10 protein-coding genes are annotated in these 14,398 nt (G+C 68.0%); 4 read left to right on the top strand and 6 right to left on the bottom strand.

What is annotated here, in order from left to right; genetic code table 11:
• Positions 1-23: 23 nt before the first annotated feature.
• Positions 24-917, bottom strand: coding sequence for an SDR family NAD(P)-dependent oxidoreductase (locus tag NFL01S_RS17235; RefSeq protein WP_062976452.1), 894 nt, complete (start codon positions 915-917; stop codon positions 24-26).
• Positions 914-2,311: a cytochrome P450 gene (locus tag NFL01S_RS17230; protein ID WP_084492765.1), complete on the bottom strand. Its 1,398-nt coding sequence runs from the start codon at positions 2,309-2,311 to the stop codon at positions 914-916. Before NFL01S_RS17230 ends, NFL01S_RS17235 begins: the two co-directional genes overlap by 4 nt.
• Before the next feature lie 327 nt (positions 2,312-2,638).
• On the opposite strand from NFL01S_RS17230, the gene NFL01S_RS17225 reads away from it, so the two are divergent.
• Together NFL01S_RS17225 and NFL01S_RS17220 are read left to right on the top strand one after the other, a co-directional pair.
• Positions 2,639-3,634 (top strand): alpha/beta hydrolase, encoded by a 996-nt coding sequence (locus NFL01S_RS17225; RefSeq protein WP_245670734.1) that lies wholly within the window; start codon positions 2,639-2,641, stop codon positions 3,632-3,634.
• A 280-nt stretch (positions 3,635-3,914) separates the two neighbouring features.
• Positions 3,915-4,616: an MspA family porin gene (locus tag NFL01S_RS17220; protein WP_062976447.1), complete on the top strand. Its 702-nt coding sequence runs from the start codon at positions 3,915-3,917 to the stop codon at positions 4,614-4,616.
• A gap of 61 nt (positions 4,617-4,677) precedes the next feature.
• Here NFL01S_RS17220 and NFL01S_RS17215 read toward each other — a convergent pair whose 3' ends face one another.
• The 3 genes from NFL01S_RS17215 to NFL01S_RS36545 form a co-directional block, all read right to left on the bottom strand.
• Entirely contained in the window at positions 4,678-4,956 is a 279-nt protein-coding gene (locus NFL01S_RS17215) for a hypothetical protein (protein WP_062976445.1), read from the bottom strand.
• The gene (locus NFL01S_RS35535; protein ID WP_157116611.1) at positions 4,953-5,108 is read right to left on the bottom strand and encodes a hypothetical protein; all 156 of its coding nucleotides are present in this window, start codon (positions 5,106-5,108) and stop codon (positions 4,953-4,955) included. The genes NFL01S_RS17215 and NFL01S_RS35535 overlap by 4 nt, the downstream gene beginning before the upstream one ends.
• 126 nt (positions 5,109-5,234) lie before the next feature.
• A complete protein-coding gene (locus NFL01S_RS36545; protein WP_210744733.1) occupies positions 5,235-5,537 on the bottom strand; it encodes an ElyC/SanA/YdcF family protein in 303 nt (100 codons plus the stop codon).
• 319 nt (positions 5,538-5,856) lie between these two features.
• Here NFL01S_RS36545 and NFL01S_RS17205 point away from each other — a divergent pair, with 319 nt between their 5' ends.
• On the top strand, positions 5,857-11,772 hold the full coding sequence (locus NFL01S_RS17205) for a non-ribosomal peptide synthetase (protein ID WP_062976443.1): 5,916 nt from the start codon (positions 5,857-5,859) through the stop codon (positions 11,770-11,772).
• 109 nt (positions 11,773-11,881) lie between these two features.
• The gene (locus NFL01S_RS17200) at positions 11,882-12,640 is read left to right on the top strand and encodes a PaaX family transcriptional regulator C-terminal domain-containing protein (protein ID WP_062976441.1); all 759 of its coding nucleotides are present in this window, start codon (positions 11,882-11,884) and stop codon (positions 12,638-12,640) included.
• Positions 12,641-12,749: 109 nt separating this feature from the next.
• Here NFL01S_RS17200 and NFL01S_RS17195 read toward each other — a convergent pair whose 3' ends face one another.
• The gene (locus NFL01S_RS17195) at positions 12,750-14,381 is read right to left on the bottom strand and encodes an acyl-CoA dehydrogenase family protein (RefSeq protein ID WP_062976675.1); all 1,632 of its coding nucleotides are present in this window, start codon (positions 14,379-14,381) and stop codon (positions 12,750-12,752) included.
• Between the last annotated feature and the right edge of the window lie 17 nt (positions 14,382-14,398).

The raw sequence follows: 14,398 nt of genomic DNA, 5'->3' as shown, positions 1-14,398 counted from the left end.
GGGCGTACGGGATCGGCAGATGGTCAAGCGAGATCGGCGGGCACCTGTCCGAGTTGCAGACCGATCGCGTCGAGGCTCCATCGCCACAACCGTTCGGCGGTCGCCGCGTCACCGACCTGCGGGTGGGCCCGTGCCCGGCGCCGGTCGAAGTAGTAGCCACCGTTGTCGAGTGCCGTACGGTCGTGGCCGGCCAGCCAGAGGAGGGTATCGGCGCCCTCGGCGGGGGAGCGGCCGGCCGGATGCCAGGCCATGAGCAACCGAGCCGAAACGCTGTGGCGCATGAACGGCGTGCGGACGAATCCTGGGTGGAACGAGACCGACAGAATATCCGGCCATCGCCGAGCTGCTTCGGCGGCGAACAGCATGCTCATCCGTTTGGTGGAGCCGTACCGAGGTAACAACCTGCCCACCCGGCGCTGCCGGTCCGGTCGGCCGGGATCGAACCGGCCGGCCCAATGTGCCACGGACGATGTGGTGATGATCCGTCCGCCCGACAAATTGTGGCGCAACAACTGGGCCAGCAGAAAATGGGCAAGGTAGTTCGTCTGGAATACCAGGTCGAATCCGTCTCCGGTACGTTCTTTGTGCTTGACGGCTACACCCGCGTTGTTGGCGAGCACATCGATCCTCGGGTACTCGGCCCCGAGCCGGCGCGCCAGCGCACGCACCGATCCGAGATCGGTCAGGTCGGCGAAGTAGGTCGCGCAGTCGTTGCCGGGGGAACAGTACGGGCCGACCGCAGCCGCGACGGCGTCGAGCCGGTCGGTGTCTCGCCCCACCAGTACGACGTTCGCGCCCCGTTCGGCCAGACCGGTCGCGGCGGCCGCTCCGATGCCGCTGGTTGCGCCGGTGACCACCGCCACCCGGCCGTCCAGCGATTCGGACTCGGGGCTCGGGTGGTGGGTGTTGCCGCTCATGATTCGGACTTCGGCGTCGACGTTTCCGCCGATGTCCGGGCGGATTCGCCACCCGGTACCGGGGTACGGCGCCGGTACCGGACGCGGCAGGGTTTGATGGGTATTGCCGTGGTTGCGTTGTAGTCCGGGCGGATATCGCTGTCCACCAATTCCAATTCGAAATGCCGGAACAGGACATTCCACATAATCATGATTTCTTGATAGGCGAAGTTCATCCCGGTACAGCGATGTCCACCTCCGCCGAAGGTGAGCAAGGGGTTCGGATTGGCGTTGTGCGGGCCGTCGGGAAAACGATCGGGGTCGTATCGGTGGGGATCAGGGAATACATGCACGAGACGCTGGGAGGCCGCCGGGGACAGCATCACCGTGCTGCCGCGAGCGATTCGGTAGCCGTTGTAGAGGAAGTCCTCGTCGGCATCTCTGAGCAACAGCGTTGTCGGTGGATGCATCCGGCCGGCCTCGGTGACGCATCTGCGCAGTTCGCCGAGGGCGCGGATGTCGTCGGTGGGAGCCGAGAACCGCGCCTGCTCCGCTGCGACCCGTGTGGCACGGCTCGGGTCTTGCAGCAGAAGCACTCCCGTCCAGGCAGCCACCGCGGCGGTGTTGTGTTCTCCCGCGACCACGACCGCCAATAGCAGTGACGCCATCACATCATCGGTGAGACCACGCCCGTCGGAATACCGGGACTTCAGCAGATGGTCGACGAGTGGATCGGCAGTGCTGCCGTTCGCCCGTGCGGCGCGGATCTCCTCGGTGATCAGTTCGATCAGTGTTGTCCTCGCGCGGTCCCGCCGGCGGAATGCGGGCAGCGGAAGATTCTCGCCGACCAGCCATCCCAGGCGGCCAGCTGCCTTGAGATCGTCGAACAATGGCGCCAGACGGGGCCCCACCCGGCGGCGGAAGACCGGACCGATCATGCATCTCGTGGCCACGAAGATCGAGAGCTCGCTCATCACATCGACGAGGTCGACAGTTCCCTCGGTGTCCCACCCCGCGACGTAGTGCTCGACCTCGTCGAGCATCGCCGCACGATAACCGGATACCGACTTGGCCGCCAATGCGGGCTGCAGGAAGCCGACATGCTCTTTGAACTGTTCCGGCGGAAGATCGAACAGGACGCCCTTTCCGAATACCGGCGTCATCGACCGGTACGCGCGCTTGCGCCCCATGGTGTGGTCGGAGGCGCGGAATACGGCGTCGCTCGCCTTCGGTCCGCAGACGACCGTGAATTTCCGGCCCAGCACGCGGAAGGAGAAAATGTCACCCAGTTCTTGTTGCGCTCCGACAAGAAACTTCACCGGGTCACGGGAGAATGGAACCACATGTCCCAGGACGGGGAGTCCGCCACCGAGTTCTGGGGGAGCGGACTCCGAAACCTCTTGCGTCACAGTCATGTGATCGTCCTATTACTCGAAGCCCGATCGGGCGGACGCCGGTAGGTACCCGCAATGTCGATCGAGCTGATTCACTGTGTCGATACTTCTCCCGACCCGGCGTATGCGGCTCGGGAGAAGTATCGACTCGTAATTATTTCTCCCGGTGAGTGAACCGGCATCCCAAGGAAACGTAAATTCCGGCGACCCGCTCGAGGTGTGAAATGGGTGCCTCGTGCCGGCCGGGTGGCCGAGCGCATTACCCGCCGAGTCTTCGAGTGGCCGGTGCACGCGGGCGGATTCGCGGATGCTTGGGTAGCGTGCTCGTAAATGGTTTCGCGCGATCGGTTGCGGGGTTCAAGGGTGCGTTCGGACAAGCGTCTCAGGCGGTGGATACTGCGGAAGGCAGGTGCGGCAGGTGTGCTGGTCCTGCTCATCATCTGGTCCGGTGCGGTCGTGGCTGCTGCGGCGCCGCTCGGCACTCCGGTGCTGCGGGCTCCGGCCGGTGAGTACCAGGAACTTATGGTGCCGTCCGGTATGGGGCCGATCGAGGTGCAGGTGCAGTGGGCGGCACGCGGTGGTGGGTCGGCGCTCTATGTGCTGGACGGCCTGCGGGCACCGCGCGATCACAGTCAGTGGGTCAGCGATACCGATGTCCTGCGACACTTCGCCGGCGACGACATCACGCTGGTCTTCCCGGTCGGCGGGCATTCCAGTTTCTATGCCGACTGGTACCGGCCGAGCAGCACAAACGGCCAGGCCACCACGTACAAATGGGAAACTTTTCTCACCGAGGAACTCCCCGCTTTCCTGGCCCGCTACGGAGTATCGCGCACCGACAACGCCATCGTGGGCGCCTCCATGGGCGGTGGGGCGGCGCTGACGCTGGCCGCGCACCATCGCGACCAGTTCCGGTTCGCCGGTTCGTTCTCCGGTTTCGTCAATCCCACTTTCCCGATGTGGAACGAGGCGGTGCGCGCCGCGATGTGGGACGAGGGCCGGTTCAACGTGGACGATATGTGGGGACCAGCCGGTGATCCCGCCTGGACCCGTCACGATCCGACCGTCCAGGCCGAACTGCTGCGTGGCCTGCCGATGTACATTTCGGCGGGCAACGGTGTGCCCGGGCTTCCCGATGTGCCGTACGGGGCCGGGAACACCGTGAACGCTATGGGGCTGGAGGCGATGGCCATGACCGCCGCCCGGATCTTCGGCGACCGGGTCGCGTCCCTGGGTATCGCGGCTCGTGTCGATATCGGCAACGGCACCCACACCTGGCCCTACTGGGATCGGGCGATCGCCACCGCACGCCCGATGATCCTGGACGCACTCGGCGCCGGATGACACGGCGCCGGCCGCCGGCAGTCCGGGATTTGTCGGCGACGCGCCGGAGCGACCCGGCTCGCCGGGCTGCACAGCCGGTATTCTTCCGGTCTGCACACGCCGGGCAGTGTTGCCCGGGTGCGCGGCATTCCGGGCATGAGCGAGACCCGAGATCGGCCGGCATTCCGATGCCGAGGCCGAAGTGCAGGTGGAGGTACCGCACCGCTGCCTCCCGGGCTCGGCTCGCTGATGCCGATTCGTTTGTCAAGTTCCGCTTCGATACCTCCTCGATTGGAGCGCGATGAACCGCAAGCATTCCTGTACCGCTGCGGTGGTCACCGTAGTGGCCGTGGCCGTGGCCGCCGCCGTCCTCGGAACCGACGCCCGTGCCGCGCCCGGCCAGGTCGGTGTCGCCGGGATACGTCTGATCGCCTCGGTGGATTCGACGAATTCGGTGCCGGCCGGCGATATCGCGGCAGGTGTGCCGTTCAGTCATGCGACGAAGGTGTCCGGGCACTTCTCGGTTGCGCTCGACGGCGCGCCGGCGTTGCAGGGTGGCCGGATCGTGGTGGGGTATCTGGTCGGTTGCGCGGTGGACGTCTCCGACGGTCTCTCCATCGCGATCGCTCCGGAAGCCGGTGGCGGCGCGTCGATCGCGCCGTATACGGAACTCGAGGTCGCCACCACGTTCGAGGAGGGCGCCGCACCGGTCGTCACGATCGCGCCGCTGGTCGGCGTGGAGCCCAGTGTCGGAGTCGAATCGGCACTCGCCGGCGAAGTGGGGGTGAATCTGGCGCCGGGGACGGTGGCGCCGGTGGTGGTCGGCGAAACCGATCTGACGCCGGAGACGACCTTCCCCTACACCTTCGCCCATGCCGGCACCCCCTTGAATGTCGACGGATGCCTCTCCCCGGCCTCGGCCATGCCCTTCGTCACCGTCGACGCCCGAACCCCGGGTGGGGCAGCCCAAACCACCGGATACGGAACGGCTTTCGAGTTCTGACCGGTCGATCACTTCGCCCGGCGCAGACCGGCCTCGCTGCGTACGGTCGGTCCGCTCGGGGTCAGGGGAGCGGTAGGCAGGAACTTCCGGTGCCGACACCGTATCCCGTCACATCTACCTCGATATATTTCGCGGAGGTGTACCGGCCCGGGGTGAACTGCTGTGCGGTGATGTTCTGACGTCCCGTGTGCTCGGGTGTCCAGGCGAACGTGGCCGTTCCGTTCTCGGGGTGATACGTGGCGTGGCCGAGGCGGGCACCGCCGCCGGGTACTCCGCCGCGACTGTTGATGATCGTGACCTCGCCCGCCTCGGACGGCGGTGCGTCGACCGCGGCGGTCACCGTGTAGGTGCAACGACCCGCAGGCCTTCCGGTCCGGCGGCAACTCTCACCTCGGTGACCTCCGCGCCGGCCCCCGGCGCCGCGAGTGCCGTTGCCAGGGCGGCGGTACCGAGTATCGCGGTGGAGCTGAACAGCCGGATGGATTTACGCATACATTGACCTTCTCGTCACGTAACGGTCGGACCCCTCGAGTGTGGCACGGCCCTCGCCGGCGCGCAGGGAATCGCCGCCGGGTGGATTTCTGGCCGGTCTCGTAAAGTGCTGCCTACCAACAACTTTCAACGCATGTGTTGGGTGCGGCGATGCTTCGTGAGGATATAGAGCGTTACCAACGGCTTCAGTGGCATCCATTCCGCGAACCGATAGTCCGCACCTCGCGTCAGGCGCTGGGCCAGATCCGGGCGTTGCTGCGCCAGATAACGGCGGGCCTTCTCGGCGTGCACGGGCAGTGAGACGATTTTGATCCGATCCGCACCCTCCAGGTAGGGAATCGCGAAGGCGATGTTCTGCCATGTGCTGCTGCTCTGCTCCTCGAGCACCAGTGCGCCGTGATACCCCCGGCTGATGGCGTAATCGGCCATGAGCGCGGCCTCGGAGCGTGGACCGCACAGGCTCCGCCCGACAGGACGCGCGTGCTCCCGGATGTGGCCGGACCACGGGATCGCAGGCAGGCTCGGACGCGCCAGCGGTTCATGGCATCGGCGTGGTCACCGCCGTTCCGAAAGCCGAGAACGGGGACGGCTTCGGAGCCGCCTGTGGCGGTGCCAGTGAGCCTGCGGGAGGCACACCAGTTCGTCCACTCGCCCCAGAGCAGGAACAGCAGCGTGACGTACAGACAGGACTGTGCTTGGATAGGGCAGGCTTACCTATCTGCCATGGCAGAGTGATCGAGGATGCACCATGCACACGAACCCGAGCAGTTTGTCACCACTGACCACGGCGCAGCGTGAGATATGGTTCGCTCAGCAGCTACACTCCGACATCCCGTTCGCCATCGCCCAGTATGTCGATGTAACCGGCCCCCTCGATTGTGCGGTATACGCGGCGGCCGGGCGCCGTGCCGCTCGGGAACTCGGTGTCTATCTGCGGTTCGGTGCCGACGGTGACGGGACACCGTGGCAGTGGCCCGCGTTCGACCAATACGACGAGCTGGATGTCCACGATCTGAGTGCCGAGTCCGATCCGCGCGCCGCGGCGATGGAATGGATGCGTGCGCACCAGCACACACCGATGGATGTCACGGTCGACCCGCCGCTGCAGTCTGCCGTGCTTCGGCTCGCGCCGGAGCGGCATCTCATCTATACCCGGGCCCATCACCTCCTGCTCGACGGTTACGGCGCGATGATGCTGGCCCGCCGGTCCGCCGAACTGTACGAGCTGATGCGCGTGCGTGCCGAACTCCCGGAGCTGGAACCCGGCACACCCGAGGTGCTCGTGGAGGCAGACCGGGCCTACCGTGCGTCCACGCGTTACGAGAAGGACCGCCGGTACTGGGCTGCGCGCGCGGCCGGGCTACCCGAGCCGGTTTCCCCGGCCACCCGCCCGGGCGACCTCGCTCCGTATGCGATCGTGGTCGGCGCGGACCTGGAAGCGGCGCGCACCACGGCATCGGAGAAGGCTGTCAGTGGGGCCGGAGCGGCCACGGTTCTGGTCGCCGTATTCGGTGCCTACCTCGCTCGGCTGACGGGAGCGGTGGAAGTATCGCTGAGTTTGCCGGTTGCCGCGCGCACCACCGCGGCATTGCGCCGTACCGCCGGGCTGGTCAGCAATGTCGTCCCGCTGCGTCTCCCGATTTCCGATTCAGCCTGTCTCGCCGATCTGGTCGGTGTGGTCCGGGAGGAAATGAGCGGGGCCCTCCGCCACCAGCGCTACCGCGGGGAGGATATTTCCCGCGACCTCCCGGCGGGAAACCGGCACACCGGTCACGACTTCGGCCCGGCGGTGAACATCATGAACTTCCACTCCGCGGTCGAGCTCGGCGCGGCCCACGGCGTTCTGCACCTGCTCGGGACGGGACCGGTCCCGGATATGGCGTTCAATGTCTACCCCGGATCGGCGAATGGCCTGCGGGTGGAATTCGAGGCGAACCCGAATCGCTACACCCGCGACGAACTGGCCGCACACGGTGCAAGGTTCTTGCGGTTGCTGGATCATCTCACCGGCGACGCAGCCGCCACAGTCGGCGGTTTCGATCTGCTCGACGAGCGGGAACGCCGGACGCTGGTGCCGTGGCGCGGACCGTCGGCGGGGCCGGCCGAGCCGTTGGCCGCGCTGATAGCGTCCGCCGTCCGGCGCAATCCGGACGGCACCGCAGTGGTGCACGGTGAACGGCGCTGGAGCTATCGGGAATTCGACCGCCGGACCAACCGGCTGGCCCGTGCCCTCATAGCGGCCGGTGCCGGGCCGGAGCGACTGGTGGTGACCATGCTTGATCGGTCGGCCGAATCGGTCGCCGCGGTGTGGGCGGTGGCCAAGGCCGGCGCCGCGTTCGTGCCGATCGACCCGGGGTACCCGGCCGACCGGATCGACTACCTGCTCACCGACTGTGGTGCGCAGCTCGCGCTGACCACCGCCGAGCACGGCGACCGCCTGCCGGCCGAAATGAGCCGGATTCTCGTCGATGATCTGCTCGACGCACCGCCGGCCGCCGATCCGGGCCCGGTGACCGATGCCGAGCGCGGCGCCGCGCTTTCCGCTGCGCACCCGGCGTATCTCGTCTACACGTCCGGGTCCACCGGTCGCCCCAAGGGAGTAATGGTCACCCACGGCGGACTGGCCAACCTGGCCGCCGAACGACGCGAACGCTTCGGTCTGCACCCCGGCTCGGTAACCCTGCATCACGCCTCGCCCGGTTTCGATATGGCGGTGGGAGAGCAGCTGTGCGCGCTGGCAGGCGCCACCACGATGGTGATCGCACCGCGCTACGTCGTCGCGGGATCCGAACTGGCCGAACTCATTCGCCGGACCCGGGTGACCATGGCCATCATCACCCCGGCTGTACTCGCCACCCTCGACCCCGCGACGGTGCCCGAGCTACGCGCGCTGGCGGTGGGCGGCGAGGCCATCCGATCCGATCTCGTCGATGCCTGGGCGCCGGGCCGGTGTCTCCGCAACGGTTACGGGCCCACCGAGGCCACCGATATCGCCACGCTCGGTGAACTCGAGGAGGGTCGCCCGGTCACCATCGGTGCGCCGCTGCGCGGCTTCCACGCGCTGGTCCTCGACAGTGCGTTGCGACCGGTTCCCCCGGGGGTACTCGGCGAACTGTATATAGGAGGCCCAGCGCTGGCCCGCGGCTACCACCGCCGCCCCGGGCTCACCGCGAGCCGATTCGTCGCCGATCCGTTCGGTCCGGGCGGCCGGCTCTACCGGACCGGCGATCTGGTGACGCTCGTCGAGGATCCCGAACCACGGTTGGTTTATCACGGTCGCAGCGATTTCCAGGTGAAGGTGCGCGGACACCGGATCGAGCCCGGGGAGATCGAGACCGCGCTGACCGCGCTCCCCGGTATCGCCCGCGCCGCGGTGATCGCCCACACCGATCCCCATACCGGCACTCACCTGGTCGCCTACCTGGTACCGGAACGCGGAGCCCGGATCGAACGTGCGACGGTGCGCGCCCGGCTCGCCCGCGAGCTACCCGCATACCTACGTCCGACCGCGTACGAAATACTCGACACTCTGCCGTTGACCGCCAACGGCAAACTGGACAACAGGCGACTACCTGCACCGGTGTTCGGCCGTGCCGAGTTCCGCGCCCCGGCAGGCGCGGCCGAGGAACGAGTCGCGCGGGTATTCGCCGAGGTACTGGAGACCACGGAACCGATCGGGGCCCGGGACAACTTCTTCGACCGTGGCGGCACCTCGTTGTCGGCCGGCCGGGTCGCGGCCCGGCTCGGCGTGCCTATGCGGACGCTCTTCGACTCGCCCACCGTCGCCGAGCTGGCCGCCGCGCTGAGGAACCGGCATCCCGCGCCTGCGCCCGAACTCGTGGCCGAATCCCGGCCGGACCCGGTACCGCCGGCGCCCGCCCAGCTGCGACTCTGGCTGCTCAATCAGCTGCTGCCGGATTCCGCGGCCTACCATCTGCCGGTGGCCGTCCGGCTGACCGGAAGACTGGACCTGCGCGCGCTCGGCACCGCCGTACGCGGCGTACTGGACCGCCACGAGATATTGCGGACGGTGTATCCGGAACATGGCGCCGCGGCGTATCAACGGGTGCTGCCCACCGACGATGCGCTGGCGGCCGCGGATTTGTCGCCACGTGAGGTTTCCGGGGATGCGGACCTCAACGCTGCGGTGGATGAATTGGTGTACCGGCCGTTCGATCTGGCCATCGATCTGCCGGTTCGTGTCCGCCTGTTCCGGGTCGGTGGCGACGGACACGTACTCGTACTCGTTGCACACCACATCGCTGCCGACGGCTGGTCTCTGGGTCCGCTGACCGGCGATCTCATGGCCGCCTACGTTGCCGCTCTGTCTGGCGTCGAACCCGGCTGGGCGCCGCTGCCGGTGCGATACACCGACTATTCCCGCTGGCACCACGCATTGCTCGGCGACCGGACCGATCCGGACAGCCGCGCAAGTCGGCAGCTGGAGTACTGGCGCACGGTACTGGCCGGAGTCCCCGACAGTCTGCCGCTGCCCACCCGGGCCGGTGGCCCCGAAGAACCTAGCGGTGTGGGAGCAACCGTCGAGGTCACGTCGATCGAGACCGATCGGACGCTCGGCGACAGCACCGCGTTCATGGTGTCTCTCGCCGCCTACGCGGTGCTACTGCACCGGTTCAGCGGTTGCACGGATATGGTGATCGGCACCCCGGTGGCCGGTCGCGGACACCCCGCGCTGGACCGGATGGTCGGCATGTTCGTCAACACCGTGCCGCTGCGGATCCGGATCGACCCCGATGCCTCGTTCCGTGATCTCGTCGCCGCCATACGTGGTATCGCGTTGGATGCCTTCGAGCACGCCGATATGCCGTTCGACCGGATTGCCGATGCTGTGGACGCCCCCCGCCTGGACGGCGGCCATCCGCTGCTGCGCACTGTTTTCTCCTACGAGAACCTGCCCGCACCGCCGCCGCTGGCTTTGGACGGTCTGAGTGTCGAGGTGCTCGAGCTACCGCAACGGACCACACAGTTCGATCTCACCGTCACCGTTCACGAAAACCCCTCTCGCGCGGTATTCCGCTATGACACCGCGGTTTTCGACGAAGTAGCCGTCACCGCGTTCGCGGACGGATACCTAGCTCTGCTCGTCGCGGCGAATGCCGATCCGGACTGCCGGGTCGGCGAGCTCGTCCAGATCATCGACGCGCCCGAAGCGCGCATCGCGCGTCCGGCAACCCGCACGATCACTGCCGCGGTGTCGTACCAGGAATCGGCCATGACCCCTCGCGAACAGGCTATTGCCGCGGTTTTCGCCGAGGTGCTCGGTGTGTCATCGGTGGGCCCAACGGACGATTTCTTCGGTCTCGGCGGTACCTCGCTACTGGTGTTCACGCTGCGCACCGCACTGCGTGAACACCTAGGGCTCGAGGTGGATCCCCGCACCCTGTTCACCGCCGCGACGGTGCGAGCGCTGGCCTCGGCAGCGGACGACGACGACCCGGAGGCGTTCGCCCAGCAATTGATCGAAGACGCGCGTCTCGATCCGGATTTCGTGGTGCACCGTGTCACGCCCGCGGACTCGGAAGGCCCCATGCTGCTGACCGGCGCGACCGGGTTCCTGGGCACCCACCTGTTGCGTGCGGTGCTGGATTCCGGCACGCGCACCGTGTATTGCCTGGTGCGCGCCACCACCCCGGAGGACGGTCTGACTCGGCTGCGTACCGCTATGTCGGCGTTCGATCTGGCCCACGACGATCTACCGGACCGGGTCATCGCGGTACCGGGTGACCTCGCCCGGCCCCGGCTGGGGTTGGACGAGGAGACGTTCACCGGGTTGGCGCAGCGGCTCGCCGTCATCGTCCACAATGGCGCGCTGGTCAATCATGTGGCGTCCTATCGCCAGCTGCGGGCCGCGAATATCGGCGGTACCAGGGAGGTGCTGCGCCTGGCCACCGCTCAGCGAACGATCCCGGTGCATCTGGTGTCCACCTTGGACGCCGTTCTCGGCCGGGACCGGTCCGGTCTCGTCACCGAACGGAACGCCATCACCGCGGCGGAGGTCGGGCGCCACGGTTACGTCGCGACCAAATGGGTCGCTGAACAATTGGTGCTCCGTGCAGGTGAGCGCGGTCTGCCGGTGGCGGTGTACCGGCCCGGACTGGTCACCGGTTCGGCCCGCACCGGAGCGGTAGCCGCGGACGACGCGCTGTGGACCCTGGTGCGCGCCGCGGCACTGATCGGTGTCGCGCCGGATCCGGGTGCGGCTGTGGTCTCGCTGGCACCGGTGGATTACGTGGCCGCCGCGCTGGCCGCGCTGATCGGCCGGGCACCGGCCTGCGGCGAGCGGTACCACCTGGTGAATACCGAGCCGACACCGGTCCGGGAACTGCTCGCCGGGCTCGTCCGGCTGGGCTACCCGGTGCGAATCGGCACCCCGGAAGAGGCCCAGCGGGTACTCGGCGAGCGGCTGGCCGCGAGTGCCGAACCGGTCGGCGATCTCGGGCGCGCCGCGCTACTCGTCGGCACCTACGCCGACCTGGATGTTCCCGGCGTCGGCGATCTCGTGCTCGATGACAGTCGGGCCCGGGAAGGACTGGCGGGTACCGGCATCACCTGTCCGGTGGTCGACACTGCGCTCATCGACCGATATCTGCAGTGGTTCCAGGGCACCGGGCTGCTGGCTCCTGCACCGAGCACGGTGCGATGATGGGGCGGGCGACCGGTGTTACGCGACCGGGCCCCGCCTGGGCCGGCGGATGTGGCCTCGATATCGACGGTTCCGGCCGGGCTCCGGTACGGGTATATACGATCGGCCCATGTCTGCGTCTCCCGCCCGGGTCCGGGCGCTCACTGCGCGTTCGGCGATCCTGAGCGTGCTGCTCGGATCGCACCCGGCGCAGGCCCCGGCCGGCTGGATCGTCCGGGTCGGTGCGGGGCTGGGATTGCAGGAATCCGCGGTGCGAGCCGCGCTGACCCGGATGGTCGCCGCCGGTGATCTCGAACGCGGCGCCGACGCGACCTACCGGCTTTCCGAACGGCTGGCCGAGCGCCAGCGGCGGCAGGACCGGGCGATCTCACCGGACCTCCGCGCCTGGGAGGGGGGATGGATCCTCGCGGTCGTGACCGTCGGCGCCACCGATTCCACCGACCGCGCCGCATTCCGGGAAACCCTGCGGCTGGCCAGGTTCGGAGAGCTCCGTGAAGGCGTCTGGTGCCGCCCGGACAATATCGCTGCCGACCTCCCGGAAGTAGCCCGGCAGCGGGTGGACGTGTTCACCGGGCGGCCGGAGGAACCGGCCGTCGCGCTGGCCGGCCGCTTGTTCGCACCGGATCGCTGGGCGCACCGCGCCCGGGAACTGCTCGCGGCTCTCGACGGCGCCGAGACGATCGGAACCCGTTTCGAAGTCGCGGCGGCGGTCGTACGTCATCTCCTCGACGATCCGGTGCTACCGCCGGAACTGCTGCCGCAGGATTGGCCCGGTGCGGTCATCCGTGCGCACTACGAGGTGTTCCGCACCGAGTTCCAGGCCTTCGCCGATGGGCTCATTGCGGAAAAACCCGTCGCGCCGCCATGAGATCGGTTGCGGTCGACTTCACCGATCCGACGGTTTGTTACTGCTGTTCTCCTCGCCGATTGCGGTGTGCGCGGCCCGGCACAGCCCGGAACCGGTTTGCCTCCGGTGCTCAGCCGACCTTCGGGGTCAGCCGTTCGATGATCGCGCCAGTGTCCAGGCCGACCGGCAGGGTGCCGAAGACGTCGCCGCGGTCGCGCCCGAGCCGGGAACGGGTGAAACCTTCCGCGACAGCGGGATGCCCGAAGCGGACCAGTAGGGAACCCTGGAGCACCAGGGCCATATCGCCGACGATCCGGCGGGCACGGTGCGGCAGGGTCTCGGGATCGGTGAACTCGCCCTCCAGCCGGCCGATCGCGGTATCGAGCGCGGAATCGGCGCCGGTGGCCGATTTGACCTCGTCGAGGAATGCGGTGAGGGTCGCCGGCTGTTTGGCGAGCGCGCGCAGAACGTCCAGCGCGGCGACATTGCCCGACCCCTCCCATACCGACATGAGTGGTGCCTCCCGGTACAGCCGCGGCATCCGGGAATCCTCGACATAACCGTTGCCACCCAGGCATTCCAGGGCCTCGGCCGCGTGGATGGGCCCGCGTTTGCAGACGTAGTACTTGCTCACTGCGAGACCGATACGGCGCAGCAGGTCGGCGGCCTCGTCGCCGGCGGTGGCGCGGTCGGTGAGTTCGGCCAGCCACAGGGCGGCCGTGGTCGCGCCCTCGGCCTCGATCGCCAGATCGGCCAGGACATTACGCATGAGTGGCTGGTCGACGAGGTTCGCGCCGAACGCGCGGCGGTGCTGGGCGTGGTGGATCGCCGCGATGGTTCCGGTGCGCATACCGGTGGCGGAGGCCAAGGTGCAGTCGAGGCGGGTCAGGTTGACCATCTCGATGATCGTGGGCACGCCGCGGCCCTCGTCGCCGACCAGCCAGCCGACGGTGTCGTCGTATTCGACCTCGCTACTGGCATTGGAGTGATTACCCAGCTTGTCCTTCAGTCGCTGCAGGTGGAAGGGGTTGCGGGTGCCGTCGGGCAGTACGCGGGGCACGAAGAAGCAGGACAGCCCGCCGGGCGCCTGTGCCAGCGCCAGGAAGAAATCCGACATCGGCGCCGAGGTGAACCATTTGTGCCCGGTGATCCGGTAGGAGCCGTCGGGCTGTGGGACCGCGGTGGTGGTGTTGGCGCGGACATCGGATCCGCCCTGCTTCTCGGTCATCGACATCCCGGCGATGAGTCCGGGCTTGCCGGCGAGCGGGCGCAGCACGGGGTCGTACTCCCGGCTTGTCAGCAGCGGCTCGTACCGGGCGGATAGCTCGGCGTTCGCGCGCAGGGCCGGGACCACGGCATAGGTCATCGAGATCGGGCAGCCGTGCCCAGCGTCGACCTGCGACCACACGCTCGTCTTGGCCGCCCGCACCAGATGCGGTGCGGGCCGGGAATCGGCCCAGGGTGCGCCGTGCAGGCCGAAGCGGACGGCGTGCCGCATCAGTTCGTGATAACTGGGGTCGTAGCGGACCTCGTCGATGCGGTGGCCGTAGCGATCGTGCGTCTGCAGTACCGGCTGATGTTCTTCGGCGAGATCACCGAGTTCCTGGGCGTGGGCGCTACCGGCCAGCCGGCCGATCTCGTGCACCTCGTCGAGGGCGTGGCCGGCGCCGCCGCGTTCCAGGGCCTCCAGGATGACAGGCACCTCGGCGGCGTCGTAGTCGACCAGTGGGGGGACCTGGTTGGTCACGGTATGGGTAGGCACGGCTTCTCCTTCGCGTA

The organism is Nocardia flavorosea NBRC 108225, assembly GCF_001613385.1.
Classification (GTDB): Bacteria; Actinomycetota; Actinomycetes; order Mycobacteriales; family Mycobacteriaceae; genus Nocardia; species Nocardia flavorosea.
This window is presented reverse-complemented; position numbering and strand designations above follow the sequence as displayed.